General features: G+C 69.8%; 14 protein-coding genes and 1 pseudogene. 6 read left to right on the forward strand and 9 right to left on the reverse strand.

Annotated elements, in window-relative coordinates; translation table 11 throughout:
- On the forward strand, positions 1 to 1,254 hold the full coding sequence (locus AB0H56_RS15445) for an amidohydrolase family protein (protein WP_357162724.1): 1,254 nt from the start codon (positions 1 to 3) through the stop codon (positions 1,252 to 1,254).
- A 2-nt stretch (positions 1,255 to 1,256) separates the two neighbouring features.
- Positions 1,257 to 2,717: a chlorohydrolase family protein gene (locus AB0H56_RS15450; protein WP_357162727.1), complete on the forward strand. Its 1,461-nt coding sequence runs from the start codon at positions 1,257 to 1,259 to the stop codon at positions 2,715 to 2,717.
- A 15-nt stretch (positions 2,718 to 2,732) separates the two neighbouring features.
- On the opposite strand, the gene AB0H56_RS15455 is transcribed toward AB0H56_RS15450, so the two are convergent.
- Both AB0H56_RS15455 and AB0H56_RS15460 read right to left on the reverse strand, forming a co-directional pair.
- The gene (locus AB0H56_RS15455; protein WP_357162730.1) at positions 2,733 to 3,728 is read right to left on the reverse strand and encodes an acryloyl-CoA reductase; all 996 of its coding nucleotides are present in this window, start codon (positions 3,726 to 3,728) and stop codon (positions 2,733 to 2,735) included.
- 105 nt (positions 3,729 to 3,833) lie between these two features.
- Positions 3,834 to 4,907: a DNA polymerase IV gene (locus tag AB0H56_RS15460; RefSeq protein ID WP_357162733.1), complete on the reverse strand. Its 1,074-nt coding sequence runs from the start codon at positions 4,905 to 4,907 to the stop codon at positions 3,834 to 3,836.
- 147 nt (positions 4,908 to 5,054) lie between these two features.
- On the opposite strand from AB0H56_RS15460, the pseudogene AB0H56_RS15465 reads away from it, so the two are divergent.
- Positions 5,055 to 5,462 (forward strand): annotated as a pseudogene (locus AB0H56_RS15465) (PaaI family thioesterase); the annotation flags it as partial.
- 214 nt (positions 5,463 to 5,676) lie between these two features.
- On the opposite strand, the gene lon reads toward AB0H56_RS15465, so the two are convergent.
- The 3 genes from lon to AB0H56_RS15480 all read right to left on the reverse strand — a co-directional run bounded on the left by lon (position 5,677) and on the right by AB0H56_RS15480 (position 9,805).
- A complete protein-coding gene (gene lon / locus AB0H56_RS15470; RefSeq protein WP_357162736.1) occupies positions 5,677 to 8,106 on the reverse strand; it encodes an endopeptidase La in 2,430 nt (809 codons plus the stop codon).
- 101 nt (positions 8,107 to 8,207) lie between these two features.
- Entirely contained in the window at positions 8,208 to 9,140 is a 933-nt protein-coding gene (locus tag AB0H56_RS15475) for an NAD-dependent epimerase/dehydratase family protein (protein ID WP_357162739.1), read from the reverse strand.
- Positions 9,137 to 9,805, reverse strand: coding sequence for a helix-turn-helix domain-containing protein (locus AB0H56_RS15480; RefSeq protein WP_357162742.1), 669 nt, complete (start codon positions 9,803 to 9,805; stop codon positions 9,137 to 9,139). The genes AB0H56_RS15475 and AB0H56_RS15480 overlap by 4 nt, the downstream gene beginning before the upstream one ends.
- 77 nt (positions 9,806 to 9,882) lie before the next feature.
- Between AB0H56_RS15480 and AB0H56_RS15485 the strand changes: the two genes are divergently transcribed.
- On the forward strand, positions 9,883 to 11,319 hold the full coding sequence (locus AB0H56_RS15485; RefSeq protein ID WP_357162745.1) for an MFS transporter: 1,437 nt from the start codon (positions 9,883 to 9,885) through the stop codon (positions 11,317 to 11,319).
- Positions 11,320 to 11,330: 11 nt separating this feature from the next.
- Positions 11,331 to 12,221: a hypothetical protein gene (locus tag AB0H56_RS15490; protein WP_357162748.1), complete on the forward strand. Its 891-nt coding sequence runs from the start codon at positions 11,331 to 11,333 to the stop codon at positions 12,219 to 12,221.
- Between the two features lie 20 nt (positions 12,222 to 12,241).
- Here the strand turns inward: AB0H56_RS15490 and AB0H56_RS15495 are convergent, their stop codons facing one another.
- Positions 12,242 to 12,601, reverse strand: a complete 360-nt coding sequence (locus AB0H56_RS15495; protein WP_357162751.1) for an Rv2640c family ArsR-like transcriptional regulator — start codon at positions 12,599 to 12,601, stop codon at positions 12,242 to 12,244.
- 99 nt (positions 12,602 to 12,700) lie between these two features.
- Here AB0H56_RS15495 and AB0H56_RS15500 point away from each other — a divergent pair, with 99 nt between their 5' ends.
- Positions 12,701 to 13,180, forward strand: coding sequence for an ArsI/CadI family heavy metal resistance metalloenzyme (locus AB0H56_RS15500; RefSeq protein WP_357162754.1), 480 nt, complete (start codon positions 12,701 to 12,703; stop codon positions 13,178 to 13,180).
- Positions 13,181 to 13,250: 70 nt separating this feature from the next.
- Here AB0H56_RS15500 and AB0H56_RS15505 read toward each other — a convergent pair whose 3' ends face one another.
- From AB0H56_RS15505 to AB0H56_RS15515, 3 genes are read right to left on the reverse strand one after another with little or no spacing between them, the layout of a single operon-like run.
- A complete protein-coding gene (locus AB0H56_RS15505) occupies positions 13,251 to 14,300 on the reverse strand; it encodes a DUF3068 domain-containing protein (protein WP_357162757.1) in 1,050 nt (349 codons plus the stop codon).
- A 5-nt stretch (positions 14,301 to 14,305) separates the two neighbouring features.
- On the reverse strand, positions 14,306 to 14,476 hold the full coding sequence (locus AB0H56_RS15510) for a DUF2613 family protein (protein ID WP_110037884.1): 171 nt from the start codon (positions 14,474 to 14,476) through the stop codon (positions 14,306 to 14,308).
- 29 nt (positions 14,477 to 14,505) lie between these two features.
- A complete protein-coding gene (locus AB0H56_RS15515) occupies positions 14,506 to 15,285 on the reverse strand; it encodes a hypothetical protein (protein ID WP_357162760.1) in 780 nt (259 codons plus the stop codon).
- Positions 15,286 to 15,317: the final 32 nt, after the last annotated feature.

Consider the following 15,317-nt stretch of genomic DNA (forward strand, 5'->3'; position numbering starts at 1 on the left):
ATGGGTGATTCGCTGCTGATCACCGCCGTGCGGCCATGGGGCGCCGATCCGGTGGACGTGCTCATCGAGGACGGGACGGTCGCCGCGGTGACCGCCACCGGCACCTCGATGACGACGGCGGCGGCGCGGGTCGACGGCGCGGGCAGGCTCATCCTGCCCGCCCTGTCCGACGTGCACCTGCACCTGGACTCCAGTCGGCTCGGGCTGCCGTTCCGGGCGCAGACGGGGGAGCCGGGCCGGTGGGGCCGGATCATGAACGACCGGGCACACTGGCGAAGCGCCGAACGCTCGGTGGCCGAGCGCGCGTCGTTCACGCTCGCCGTCGCGGTGGCCAACGGCGCCACCAGGATTCGCAGCCACGCGCAGGTGGACGCCGACACCGGCTTGGCCAAACTCGAAGGCGAACTCGCGGCACGTGAGCGCTATGCCGACGTCTGCGATGTGGAGATCGTGGCCTTCCCCCAGGTGGGCATCCTGCTCGAACCCGGTGTCGTCGACCTCATGGACGCGGCGCTCACGGCCGGGGCCGATCTGGTCGGCGGAATGGATCCGTGCGAACTCGACCGCGATCCGGTCCGGCACCTCGACGCGGTCTTCGGCCTGGCCGAGAAGCATCAGGCGGGCGTCGACATCCACCTGCACGAGGCGGGTGAGCTGGGGCTGTTCACATTGTCGCTGATCGTGGAACGGGTGCGGGCGCTCGGGATGACCGGACGGGTCACCGTCTCGCACGCGCGGTGCCTGGCCAGTGGCCTGCCCGGGGTGCCGACGGCCATCGAGCAACTCGCGGAACACGACATCGCGCTGACGCACGCGGCGGGCGCGCAGGGCTGGGCACTGCCGCTGCTCGACCTGGCGGCCGCGGGCGTCCGGGTCGGTGTCGGAATGGACGGTCAGCGGGATTATTGGTCGCCGTACGGCAACGGCGACATGCTCGACCGTGCCTGGCAACTCGCGTTCGTCAACGGATACGGCTCGGATCAGCACGTGGAACACGCTCTCGCCGTGGCCACCTGGGGCGGGGCGAGCGTGCTCGACCGGAGCCTGCGCCCGCTCGACCTGGTCGATCCGCATCCCGGCTTCGCCATCGGTGATCCGGCGGAGTTCTTCCTCGTCGACGCGGTGAGCCCGGCCGCCGCCGTGATGGACCGGCCTGCCGCGCGCACCGTCATCCACCGGGGCGCCGTGGTTTCCGTCGACACGGCGATCGAGGGTTTCGAGATCCCGGGACGTTTCGGCAGGGAAGGGAACTGACGGTGCGACGCGGTATTCGCGCACGGCACGTGCTGGCGTATGACGGTGCGGGGCATGTGCTGCTCACCGATGCCGAAGTGGTGGTGGCGGGTTCGCGCATCGTGGCCGTCGGGCCTCGGGGCGCGGAAACCGTCGACGAGGTGCTCGAACTCGGCAACGTCCTGGTGCTACCCGGGCTCATCGACCTCGACGCACTCGCCGACATCGACCACACGATCCTGGATTCGTGGCAGTCGCGCGAGTTGGGCCTCGGACTGCAGTGGTCTCGCGACTATGCCACGCATCGGCGGCGGGCGGTCTTCGACGCCGAGGAGCGGGCGTTCATCCGCGAGTACAGCTTCGCGCAGTTGCTGCTGCACGGAGTGACCACGGCGATGCCGATCGCGTCGGAAGTGCACAGCGACTGGGCCGAGACCTTCGACGACGCCGTCGCGATGGCCGAGGCGGCGCGGCGCCTCGGGCTGCGGGTGTATCTCGGGCCCGCGTATCGGTCCGGCGTGAACGTGGTCGATGCCGACGGCACGCGATCCGTCTATTGGCACGAGGAATCGGGCCGCGCCGGCTTCGACGACGCGGCGAGGTTTCTCGCCTGGGCCGCCGAGCAGGAATCCGATCTCGTGCACGGCGCGCTGCTGCCCTGCCGGATCGAGACGCTGTCCGAGGAGCTGATGCGGCGCACCGCCGAACTCGCCGCGAAGACCGGCGTGCTCGTGCGGCTGCACGCACTCCAAGGTCTGCTCGAGCGCCGGTTCATTCTGGAACGCTTCGGTGCCCCACCGCTGGAAGTACTGGCGCGCACCGGCCTGCTCGGACCCGACCTTCTGATTCCGCACGCCATCTACCTCGACGCGCACCCCCTGGTCGACGCCGATACCGACGTCGACCTCGGCACACTGGCCGCCTCGGGGGCCGCGATCGTGCACTGCCCGCTCACCTCGGCCCGGCATGCCGCCGCGTTGGACACCTTCGCCCGCTACCGCGCGGCCGGTGTGCGGATCGCGCTCGGCACCGATTCGTTCCCGCCGGATCTGGTGCGCGGCATGGACATCGGCGTCACCATCGCCAAGGTGCTCACCCACCGTCTCGACGGGGCCACCTACGCCGACTACCTGACAGCAGCCACCCTCGGCGGCGCGGACGCGCTACGCCGCCCCGACCTGGGCAGGCTCGCGGTCGGGGCGACCGCGGACCTGGTCGCCTTCCGCCTCGACGACCACCGCGACGGCGTGCTCGACGACCCGGTCCGCACCCTGTGTATGAACAGCACCGGCCGCGCGACGGACTTCGCCATGGTCGCCGGGCGAATCACCGTGCGGGACGGGGCGATTCCCGGCATCGACCTGCCCGCGATGACCCGCCGCGCGCAAGCGCTGTTCGACCGGATGCGCGCGGCCTACTCCGAACGCGACTACCTGCGCAGACCCACCGACGAGCTGTTTCCGGCGTCGTTTCCGGCGAAGTAGGCCCGCCCTTGCCGATCAGAACTCGCCGGCGACGCCGATCACCGTGCGGCCCGAGTGGGTGCCGTCCTTGATCGAGCGCAGGACCTGCTCGACCTCGGTGATCGGGGCGAACGACTCGATCGTCGAGAGATGCTGGGGGCGAAGCTCTTTGCCGAGCGAAGACCAGATCGCGCGGCGCTTCTCGATCGGCAGGAACACCGAGTCGATGCCGAGCAGGCTCACCCCGCGCAGAATGAACGGCAGGACGGTGGCGGGGAGTTCGGCGCCGCCGGTGAGGCCGCTGGCCGCGACGGCGCCGCCGTAGCCGATGGAGCTCAGCACATGGGCGAGGGAGGCGCCGCCGACGCTGTCGACGGCCGAGGCCCACAGGGCCTTGTTCAGCGGGCGGGGCTTGGCGTCCGGGTCGAGCGGGAGACGGCCGATGACCTCGTTGGCGCCGATCTCGGCGAGCAGGTCGCCCGCGTCGGTCTTGCCGGTGGAGGCGATGACCTCGAAGCCGAGGCCGGAGAGGATGTCGATCGCGATGGTGCCGACACCGCCGGTCGCGCCGGTGACGAGCACCGCGCCGTCGTCCGGGGTCAGGCCGTTGTCGAGCAGGGCGCGCACGCTCATCGCCGCGGTGAAACCGGCGGTGCCGATGGTCGCCGCGTCGCGCGTGTCGAGGCCGTCGAGGCGAACCACCCATTCGGCGGGTACCTTGGCGTATTCGGCGAAGCCGCCGTTGCGCGAGACGCCGAGTTCGTAACCGTGCGCGACGACCTGGTCACCGGGGGCGAAATCCTCGGTCTCCGAGGCGACGACCTCGCCGGTGATGTCGATGCCCGGCACGATCGGGTATTCGCGAACGACGCCGCCGCGCGGAGTGATCGCGAGCAGGTCTTTGTAATTGGCGCTCGAGTAATGCACCTTGATCGTCACTTCGCCGGTACCGAGGAAGTCGTCACCGACCTGCTCCCGAGCGAGCGAGATCCCACCATCGGACTCACGGGCCACCATCGCGGAGTAATCCATGGCCCCGAGCATACGAGCCACCCACCCCCTCCTGTGCTGGACAAGCGATCACCACGCGCTGGTGGCGGCGGGTTCTCGGGCGATGCCGCCACCACGGCGTGGTGATCAGGTGTCCAGGGGGAGGAGTTCGAGGCGGACGCCGAGGAGGCGGACGGGGCGGTCGAGGTCGAAGCGGTCGATGACGGCCAGGGCGGTGTCGACGATGGTGGGGACGTCGTCGGTCGGTTCGGGGAGTTTCCGCTGCTTGCTACGGGTATAGAAGGTCTTCGTGCGGACCGTGACCGACACCCTGACGCTGATCCGATGGTGCTCGCGCATTTCCTCGGCGACCGCGGTGGCGATACGTGCGACCTCGCGACGGATCTCCTCGGGGTCGGTCAAATCCTGCGGAAACGTCTCGGACTTGCTCCGGCCGATCGGGATTCGCGGCGAAGTCGTGAGCTCGGTATCGCCTTTGCCGTGGCCGAGGACCCGAAGATAGGGGCCCGTGTTCGGCCCGAACTCGGCGGCGAGGCGCTGCCGGTCGGCGGCCATGAGCTCGGCGACGGTGGTGATACCGAGCTCGGCCATGCGCTTGGCGATGCGGGCGCCCACACCCCAGAGCGCGTCGGTGGGGCGGTGTCCCATGAGCTCGACCCAATTGGCCGCGGTGAGTTCGAAGATCCCGGTAGCTGCGCCTGGATCGTGCTCGGGTTCGGCGGAAATCTTTCCGGTGCTCTTGGCGAAGCCGGTGGCGAGCTTCGCGGTCAGCTTGTTGTCGCCGATGCCGACCGAACAGGTGAGGCCGAGCTCGACGACGGCGCGGCGGACCTCGGTGGCGAGCCGCCACGGGTCGTCGTCGGTGGCGACGAAGGCCTCGTCCATGCCCCACACCTCCACGTCGCCCGCGACCCGGCCCAGGGTCGCCATGATCTCCTCGGAGGCCTGTTCGTAGGCCGCCATGTCGACGGGAAGGAAGACGCCGTCCGGGCATTTTCGCGCCGCCATCTTCAACGGCATCCCGGCCCGCACCCCGAACGCACGCGCCGGATAGGAGGCGCAGGTCACCACCTTGCGCGGCTGCTCCGGGTCGCCCTCGCCGCCGACGATGACCGGCTGACCGCGCAGCTCGGGGCGGCGCCGGAATTCCACCGCCGCCTGGAACTGGTCGAGATCGACATGCAGGAGCCACTGGGGCACGGTTGCAGTATTACCGCACCGCACCGACAACGCACGGATGCCACGGCGGCGGTGGTCGGCACTGGGGTGCTCGGCGTAACCCCCGGATGGCAATATCCGTAGCGCGCCAACCGATGTCACGACAGAGCTCGAAGAACGGAACACCCGATGCCGACCGAAGCCACCACCCTGGACCTCGACCTGGCCCGCCAGGTTCTCGCCGCCCAGCCGTTCGCGCGCCTCGTCGGCACCGAACTCACCGAGTTCGGCGAGGGCGGGGCGACCCTGGTCATCGAGATTCAGCCCGAACACGGCCAGCAGTTCGGTTTCGTCCACGGTGGTGTGCTCGCCTACGCGGCCGACAACGCGCTCACCTTCGCCGCGGGCACCGTCCTCGGTCCCAACGTCCTCACCGGCGGCTTCACCATCACCTATCTGCGCCCCGCCCAGGGCGAGCGGCTGCGCATCCACGCCACCGTGCTCGGCGCCACCCGCCGCCAGGCGGTGACGCACTGCGACGTCTACGCCGAGATCGAAGGCGAGGAGCCGGTCCTGTGCGCGGTCGCACAGGGCACCACGCGGCGCGTCGAGAAGGACCTCGAGCGGGCGGCCGCCGAGGCCGACGCCGACGACACCGAGTTCGACGACGAGCAGGACGACCAGGACGATTTCGTCACCGACCAGCTCGCGATCGTTACGCCCGCGCGGGAGGAAGCGCTGCCACCGACCGTCAGCAGGTGAACGAAACGGGCCGGGCGCGAAGTTCGCGCACGGCCCGTTCTCGTTCCACTCAGGCGCTGACGGCGAAGGAGCCGTCGGCCGCCGGTTCGGCGATCGGTTCGATGGCGTAGGCCAGGATGTCGGCCACGTCGGCGACCGGTCGCACGTCCAGCGCGGCCAGCACCTCGGCGGGCACCTCGTCGAGGTCCGCCTCGTTGCGGGCCGGGATGAACACCGTCTTCAGTCCGGCGCGCTGGGCGGCGAGCAGCTTCTGCTTCACGCCACCGATCGGCAGCACCCGGCCGTTCAGCGTGACCTCACCGGTCATGCCGACATCACCGCGCACCTGCCTGCCCAGCGCCAGCGACACCAGGGCGGTCACCATGGTGACGCCGGCCGAAGGCCCGTCCTTGGGCACCGCGCCCGCCGGGAAGTGGATGTGGATGTTGCGGTCGAGGACCTTCGGCTCGATGCCGATCTCCTCGAGGTGCGAGCGCACGTAGGTCAGCGCGATCTGCGCGGATTCCTTCATGACATCGCCCAGCTGACCGGTCAGGGTCAGCGCCCGCTCGCCCTCGGCGGCGTTGGCCTCGATGTAGAGCACATCGCCGCCCGCGCCGGTGACCGCCAGACCCGTGGCCACACCGGGGACCGCGGTGCGTTCCACCGAGTCCGGGGTGAAGCGGGGACGGCCGAGGTAGTCGGTCAGGTTGTCGACGTCGACGACGAGGCTCGCGAGCTGACCCGCGGGCTGCGGGCCCGACTCGATGTCGATGACGTTGTCGTAGCCCAGTTCCGGCTCGTAGCCGAGCGTGCTCGGCTCCTCGGAACCACCGGTGACGAGCCTGGTCGCCGCCTTGCGCAGGGCCTTCGCGACCAGTCGCTCCATCTGGCGCACGCCGGCCTCGCGAGTGTAGTTCGCCGCGATCTCGCGCAGGGCCGCGTCGGTGATCGACACCTCCTCGGTGGTCAGCGCGTTGCGTTCCAGCTGCCGTGGCACCAGGAAATCGCGGGCGATGGCCACCTTGTCGGCCTCGGTGTAGCCGTCGACGGTGATGAGCTCCATGCGGTCCAGCAGCGGGCCGGGGATGGTGTCCATGACGTTGGCGGTCGCGATGAACAGGACGTTCGACAGGTCGAGGTCCAGATCCAGGTAGTGGTCGCGGAAGGTGTGGTTCTGCGCGGGGTCGAGGACCTCGAGCAGCGCCGCCGCCGGATCGCCGCGGAAGTCGGAGCCGACCTTGTCGATCTCGTCCAGCAGTACAACGGGATTCATCGATCCCGCCTCCTTGACCGCGCGCACGATCCGGCCGGGCAGCGCGCCGACGTAGGTGCGCCGGTGGCCACGGATCTCGGCCTCGTCGCGCACGCCGCCGAGCGCGACGCGAACGAACTTGCGGCCCAACGCCTTCGCCACCGACTCGCCCAGCGAGGTCTTACCCACACCGGGCGGACCGACGAGCACCATCACGGCACCGGAGCCACGTCCGCCGACGACCTCGAGGCCGCGCGCGGCGCGCCGGGCGCGCACCGCCAGGTACTCGACCATGCGGTCCTTGACCTCGTCCAGGCCGTGGTGATCGGCGTCGAGGACGGCGCGGGCGGCCGAGACATCGCTGCTGTCTTCGGTTTTCACCGTCCACGGCAGGTCGAGCACGGTGTCGAGCCAGGTGCGGATCCAACCCGATTCCGGGCTCTGATCGCTGGCCCGCTCCAGCCTGCCGACCTCGCGCAGCGCCTCGGCGCGCACGTGCTCGGGCAGGTCGGCGTTCTCCACGCGGGTGCGGTAGTCGTCGGCGCCGTCGGGTTCGTCCTCGCCGAGTTCCTTGCGGATGGCGTTGAGCTGCTGACGCAGCAGGAATTCGCGCTGACTCTTCTCCATGCCCTCGCGGACGTCTTCGGAGATCTTGTCGGTGACCTCGACCTCGGCGATGTGGTCGGTGATCCACTCGATCTGCTTGGTCAGCCGGGCGGTGACATCCGGGGTCTCGAGCAGTTCGCGCTTCTGGTCGTTGGACAGGTACGGCGCGTAGCCCGCCGTGTCGGCGATCGCCTCCGGGTTGTCCAGCTGGTTGACGATGTCGATGATCTGCCAGGCCTCGCGCCGCTGCAGCACCGCGACGACCAGCTTCTTGTACTCGGCGGCCAGTTCGGTGGTGCGCTCGTCGGGGGCGGCGTCCTCGACCGGTTCGGCCTCGACCCACAGCGCGGCACCAGGCCCGGTGACTCCGTGCCCGATCCGCGCCCTGCGTTCGGCCTTCAGGACGGCGGCGGGCGCACCACCGCGCATCCGCCCGACCTGCTCGATCGTGGCCACGACGCCGTAGGAGGCGTAGCCCTCGTCGAGCCGGGGCGCGACCAGCACAGCACCGGTTTTCCCGGCCTGCGCGGCGTCGATGGCGGCCTGCGCGGACTCGTCCAGTTCGATGGGCACGACCATGCCCGGCAGCACGATCGGATCGGTCAGGAACAGCACCGGCAGGTTCTGAGCTGTAGTCATAACGACCCTTCCAAAGTTGAGCTTTGCTGACTCAACCCACGGGTCCGGTCGTTTGTTCCTGCCGGGCGTCCCCGTTCACTGACGGCGAACGATCAGCGGAATCACCGCTGCTGATCGATGATTCCCCGCGCTGCCAGATCGCGACGTAGCGGCCCGACCTCGAGTAGCTGGTGGATCCAGGTCGGCGCGGTGGTTTCGCGGTGTGCCGGTTCCAGGACCACGGCGGCGGCGACCGCTGCGGTGGCTAGGGACTGACCGCGGCCGGTGGCCGAGCGGGTCTGCCCGTCGGCTGCGCGGGCCAGCACGACCCAGCGGTCACCGCCCGGCATGTGCCGTGGCGCCAGCACCCGGAGCGCGGGCGCCCAGGTGAGCGCGGCCAAGCCGGCGGTGGCCAGGCGGGAGTCCATGCGCAGGTAGCTGCGGACGGGGACCGAGAATTCGCGGGTGAGCCGGTGCTGATCGGCGAAGTCGGCGCGCAGGGCGGGAAACAGCGGGTAAGCGGCCTCTTCGGGGATCGCGAAGCGGGCGGGTGCGGTGAAATTGCGGACCGTGGTGCCGTCGGGGTCGGCGAAACGCTGCCCGAGCAGCCGGTAGGTCCAGGCCGTGGCCGCGGCGCCGTGGTGTTCGCCGGAACCGAGCCCGATCATGATGTCGACCGGGCCGTGACCTTGCGCGAGCAGATCGGCGGCGAACAGGGTGGTCAGGCCGGGCGCCAATCCGACCCCGAGCACCACCGGCCCGTCGACACCCTCCAGCGCCTGCACGTATTCGCTGGTCGCCGAGATCTCGACGAAGACGATCCCCCGTTCGGCGCACGCCTCGGCGAGCCGGATGTCTTCGGTGCCCGCGCAATTCACCACCGTCGACACGCCGGTGAGCGCGTCGCCGACGCGGTTCGGTGCGGTGAGGTCGACCACGCGGTCCGCCCGCGCCGGGTCGCGTCCGGCAGTGATCACCGGAACTTCCTGCGCGCGTAGCAAACTCACCAGGTGGCTGCCCACCGCTCCATACCCGCCCAGGACCAGCACGCTCATCGGACTCGCCCCGAATCCACAGCGCCGGCGCCGGAATCACCCGACGGGAGCAATTGCAGGATGAGCGCGTCAGTCGCCCAGGCCGCCCAGTCGTCCGCCGGCCAGCCGCGCTCGTGGACGAGGAGCCGGTAGGTCTCGGGGGCGAGGACGGCGAGCGCGATGTCGGCGGCGCGGACGGCGTCGATGCCGCCGCGCAGTGGCGACTTGGCGGCGAGCGCCTCGGCGAGGCGGAGCTGGACCAGGTGACGCTGCGCGATGTTGGTCTCCCAGAGCTCGGCGAGTTCCGGTTCGGTCGCGGCGGCCGAGCGGATCACCTCGAGCAGCATGCCGACGCGGCCGTAAATCGTTGCCGCCGCGGCGACTTGCGCGCGGATCTGCTCTCGGGGCGGGGCCGCCAGCGCCGCCGCGAACCAGGGACGGTCCATGGTGGCGACCGGTTCGGTGTCGCCGGCGATCTCGACATCGAGGAGTTCGGACAGGATGGCGCGCTTGGTGGCGAAGGTGAAGTACAGCGTCTGCACCGCCATGCCCGCCTGCTCGGCGATGGCCTTCATCGTGGTCGACGTGTAGCCGCGGGTGATGAACAGTTCCCGCGCCGCGGCCAGCATCTTGGCCCGGTTGGCGGTGGTCTTGGCCGCCCGGACGCCGGTGTTTCTCCCTGTCATGCTCTGCATCCTACTTGACTAGACCGCGACTCTAGTGGAATCTGACTGTATCGATGCTCTAGCGAAAGGATCAGCTGATGACGAGTCGCGATACATCGGGAGGGAGGAATCGTCTGATCCTGTTGTTGATCACCGCGGTCGAGCTGGTGGTCTTCCTCGACACGACCGTGCTGAACGTGGCGCTGCCGAGCATCGGCGCCGACCTCGGGCTCGACGAAGCGGGACTGGGCTGGGTGACCAACGCGTACCTGCTCGCCTTCGGCGGATTCATGCTGTTGGGCGGGCGCGCCGCCGACCTGCTCGCGCCGCGCCGGGTGTTCGCGGCCGGGCTCGCGGTGTTCACGGTGGCCTCCGGGCTGGCCGGAATCGCCTCGACCCCGGTGGTTCTCATCGGCGCCAGGGCCTTACAGGGCCTCGGCGCGGCCGTGGTGATTCCCGCGCAGCTGGCACTGCTCACCACCACGTTCACCGAACCCGCCGCTCGCAACCGCGCCTTCGGGGTGTGGAGTGCGATGGGTGCGGCGGGCGCGGCCATCGGCACCGCGGTCGGCGGGCCGCTCACCGATCTGTTCGGCTGGCCGTCGATCTTCCTGATCAACCTGCCCGTCGGCGTCGTGGCCCTGGCGCTCATCCGAGTGCTCCCGCCGGACCCGGCACAGTCCACCCGGGCGATGCGCCGGCTCGACGTGCCGGGCGCGATCACCGGCACGGCCGCGCTGTTGCTCATCGGATACGCGATCGGCGCGCTCGTCGACGAGTCGATCCGCGCCACGGCGGTAGGCCTGTCGGCGGCCGGCCTGGCGTTGCTCGCCGCGTTCGTGTTCATCGAGGCGCGCAGTGCGCACCCGCTGATGCCGTTGCGGCTGTTCACCATTCGCCAGGTGAGCGGGTCGGCCGTGGTCAACGCGCTGGTCGGCGCCGCGCATGTGCCCACCTTCGCCCTGCTGGCGCTGTACTTGCAGAACACCCAGGGCTTCAGCCCCACCGCATCCGGCCTGGCCGTGCTGCCGGTGGCCGTGGTGAACATCGTGATCTCCCGAACGCTGATCCCCTACGCGCTGGATCGACTGGGCGCCTGGCGTGTGCTGGCCGCCGGTCTCGGGCTCCAGGCCTTGGCCATGGCCTGGTTCGCCCGCCTGCCCGAGCACGCCGACTACCTGATCGACGTGCTGCCCGGCGCGATCCTGCTCGGTGTCGGCCTGCCCGCGGCGTTCGTCGGCGTCACCGTGCCCGCGGTCACCTCGGTCGACCCCGCGGACGCCGGAATCGCGGCGGGCATCGTCAACACCGCGCAGCGCGTCGGGTCCGGGATCGGCGTGACGGCCCTACTCCTGCTCGCCGACCTCGTGGCACGACGATCCACCGCGCCCGACGCCTACCGAACCGGCCTCGGCCTCGCCTTCGCGGCCGCCGCCACCCTGGCCGCGATCGGCGCCGCGCTCACCGTGGCACTTCTGCGCACCCGCGCCACGCTCGAGACGACATCCGAAACCCCCGCCGCAGTGAATGACTGATGGAGCACCCGATGACAACCGACAAACGTGCCTACAACTGGATTCGCGCCGAGATCGAGCGCCTCGATCCGGCGGTGGACAGCGCACGCATCGTGCGCCTGACCAGCTGCCAGCTGATCCCGAAAAGCCTGCTCGTGGTGCACCTGTTCTACACCGTGGGATTCGTCCGCTTCGCCGGGCCACCCGTCTCGGCGGAATCGGTGGATCGCGACGGCACCGGGATGCTCTACGACCACGGAATCCGGCGCGCCGACGAGACCATGTTCCATCTCTTCCGCTGGGTCGATGACGGTGCGTCCGCCGCCATCAGCGCCGAAAGCCTTCGCCACGTGCGGAACTGGCACTCCGGCGTCGCCCGCGACTGGCCGATGCCCATGCACACCTTCCAGCACAGCGCCGCCGTCTTCACCCTCGCCTACGACCGGCTGCTGCGACACATCGCGGGGGCGCCCGGGCTGAGCGACAACGAGCGTCGCGCCCAGCTCATCCACTGGCGCACCGTATCCGAACACCTCGGCGTCGCCGACATCCCGGATACCTGGCCGGACATGGAGAGCCTGCTCGAATCCTACGAGCACGGAGCGGAATTCGCGTATTCGCCGAGCGGATACCGACTGGCGAACGCACTCGTCGACCAGTTCGCGACCCGCTGGTTCCCGCGGCCGCTGCACTGGTTCGGGCGCTGGCTGGTACTCGTGTTCTCCGAAGAACACGTGATCGACACCCTCCGCATCACGCAGCCCCCCAAGGCATTCCGCTTCGCGGTGCGCAGGGTGACCCGAGCCGCCGTGTTCGCCAAACGGCACCTGCTGCCGGATCCGCGCGCGGTGTTCCGGCTCAGCGACATCATCGCCGAGCACAAGCGCTCAGCGCTGACCCACCCGCGCCCGCGCGCGGAGTGAACCTCCGCGGCGGGCCGTCGTCAGGAGCAGCAGTTGGGGTCGAGGACGGTGCACAGGGCGGAGAGGGCGTCGCGGCGGGCGCGGTGGATGGTGTTCATGCCGCGGCGTTCGGAGTCGACGAGGCCTGCCTTGCGGAGCTGGCCGAGGTGGTGGGAGACGGTGGACTCGCTGAGGCCGACCGCGGTGGCGAGGTCGCCGCCGTTCTCCTCGCCGAGCGGACTGGTGAGCAGGAGCGACAGCAGTCTCACCCTGGCCGGGTCGGCGATCGCCTTGAGGCGAAGGGCCACTTCCAGCGCGGCGGCGCCGTCGACCGGGGCCGCGGCCACCGGTGCGCAGCAGACGGGGGCGGACATATCGATCACGGGTAGCGCCTTGGGCATGCGATCGACTCTACCGACAGCATTGACATATGTCGAAAAGGTCAGCAGACTCGGCGGCAGAAGTTCTTCGATATATGTCTCACAAGTGGAGGTTCCCTCATGTCCCGCCTGCAGCTCGCCCTCAATGTCGACGACCTCGACACCGCCGTCCGCTTCTACTCCACGCTCTTCGCCACCGAACCGGCCAAGCGCAAGCCGGGCTACGCCAACTTCGCCATCGCCGAGCCGCCGCTCAAGCTCGTCCTCATCGAGAACGCGGGCAAGGGCGGCAGTCTGAACCACCTCGGCGTCGAGGTGGAGACCTCCGCACAGGTCCATGCCGAGATCGCCCGGCTCTCCGGGGCGGGGCTGTTCACCGAGGAGCAGATCGCCACCACCTGTTGCTTCGCCACCCAGGACAAGGTGTGGGTCACCGGCCCCGGCGACGAGCGCTGGGAGGTCTACACCGTCGTGGCCGACAGCGAAACCTTCGGCACCGCACCGGAACTCGCCGGCACCGACGCCGAGGCGGTCGACGCCTGCTGCGGCGCGGAAGCCAAGCAGAAGGCCGTCGCCACGGGCGCGAGCTGCTGCTCCTGAGCGTCGACGGTGAAACGAGCCAGGCCTCCCCGGAACGAGTCCGGGGAGGCCTGGTCGTGCAGGGGGAGACCTACAGGTTCGAGGGGCGAATCCGCTGGGTCGGCGGGTCGATCGTGCGACCGCCGCTGCTCATCACACCGAGGACCGCGCCCGCGATCAGCAGGATCGCGGCGAGGATGCCCAGGATGATGGGCAGGGTCTTGCCGAAGAGGTCGAGCTTGTCGAGGCTCTCCTGGGTGACCGCCATCTGGGCGTCGATGGTCTCCTGATCGAAGACCAGGTGCGCCTTGAGCGCGGAGACGTCGACCTGCTCCGCGCTGCGGCCGTAGTACAGGTGCAGCTGCTCGCCACCCTTGATGACCGCACCGGTCCGCGGCTCCACCCACAGCTCACGGACGTTGGTGTAGAAGCGGTACATGGTCACTTCGCCGTCACCCTCGAGGCCCCACTTGGCCGCGGGCAGGGTCAGCTTGCTGGTCGCGGTGGGCGCGACGTCGTTGAGGTTGGTGACCGGAATGCTCTGCTTGAAGTAGTACACCGGCATCCCGTCGATCTGGGTCTCCTCGACGAAGTCGATCGGGTGGGTGGCGCGGGCGTTCAGGTCGAAGTACGGGTACGACTTCTTCTCGGTACCGATCGGGAACCGGTACTGCAGGCCCTGACGGCTCGTCGCGTCCGCCACCGAGGCGCCGGACTTGTCGACGTTGATCGCGATGGAGCCGTTGGGCGAGGTCGCCACCGGCTCACCGGTGAACCGGTCGATGGTCACCCGGTCGACCTTGGCGTCGAGCACGCCCGCGTCACCGTCGCGGTCGTCGCGGCGCAGGGTCTGGCCGGCCTGGACGGTCATCTGGTCGGCGTCGGACGGCTCCTCGACCGTGAGGAAGCGCTGCGAGGAGACGGCGACCTTGTCGACCTTGGCCGCGCCCTCGGGCGAGACCAGCGACTTCGAGTCGAGCACCATGCTCTCCTCGCCGGGCACGCTCTTGGCGACGGTGGTGATACGCAGGTCGAGAGGGGTCTTGGCGACCTTGTCCACGGTGTAGGTGGGGATCATGACAGCGGCGGCGAGCAGCAGCGCGCCGAGTCCGACGAGGATGCAGGCGATGGTCCTGCGCATGTTGCTCATCGGCTGCCGTACGTGACGTTGCCGAGCACCGAGGAACCCGGATCAGCCGTGGTCTCGGGGTCCGGGATCGAATTCTGTTGCGCGCCAGCGGTGATGCCGAGAACGGCAATCACCCCGATGATCGCGCCGGCCAGCCCACTGATCAGGCCGGGAACGGCAAACTTCATAACTCGAAACTCCAATGCGTGGCGTCGGATCAACCGACGGAGAAGAACCCGACGGTCGGGGCGAACGAGCAGGTACGGACGTCACCGTCGGCGGTCTTGGTGGTGAGCCCACCGGTGATCACCGCGGCGACCCGGCCGGTGCCGGTGTCGGCGATGGCCGAGAGGGTGGCCGGGCCGTCGGGGTTGATCGCGGCCTCGGTGGTGAGCGCCTGGGTGCCCGAGCGCCGGTTGTCCAGGTTGACCCACTGCACGGTCATCGGCGGGTTCTGCTCGACGGTCGGGGTTTTGGTGCCGAGCGCGGTGAACACGAAACCGGTCTGGCCCGCGGCCGGACCGGGCGGCGGCAGCTCGGCCGGGCCGGGTACGGCCAGCGCGGTGCCGACGGAATCGGAGGTCGGGCCGATGCAGCCCTTGCCGATGGTCGGGTAGAGGAACTGCGCGATGCGCGGACCGTCCGACGGCGGGAGCTCGGGACCGCCGCCACCGCTGCCGTCGAGGAAGGTGATGACCTTCTCCAGCGTCGCCTTGACCTGCGCGGGGATGCCGGGCGTGGCCAGCAGCACGCGCGCCTGGGCCAGGATTCCGGCCTGCGCGCCGTCGGCGATGGGGCCGGGGGCGGAGATGGCGCTTACGATCGACGGTGCCAGCGCGGCCAGCGTCTCGGAGGGAACGTTCTCCGCGATCGCCGGAACGCTCGGCTGAGCCGCTGGTCGCGGGGCAGCCATGGTCGATGCCGGTGCGGCGAGTGAGGCACTCACCGCTAGTACGAGAGCGGACAAAGCGGTCCGCGAGCCTCGGGTGCGCAGCACTGGTCAGCCGTCCTTCTTTGTGGGGATGGGGT

Origin of the sequence: Nocardia sp. NPDC050717 (assembly GCF_040654275.1) — a bacterium.
In the GTDB taxonomy this organism is placed as follows: Bacteria; Actinomycetota; Actinomycetes; order Mycobacteriales; family Mycobacteriaceae; genus Nocardia.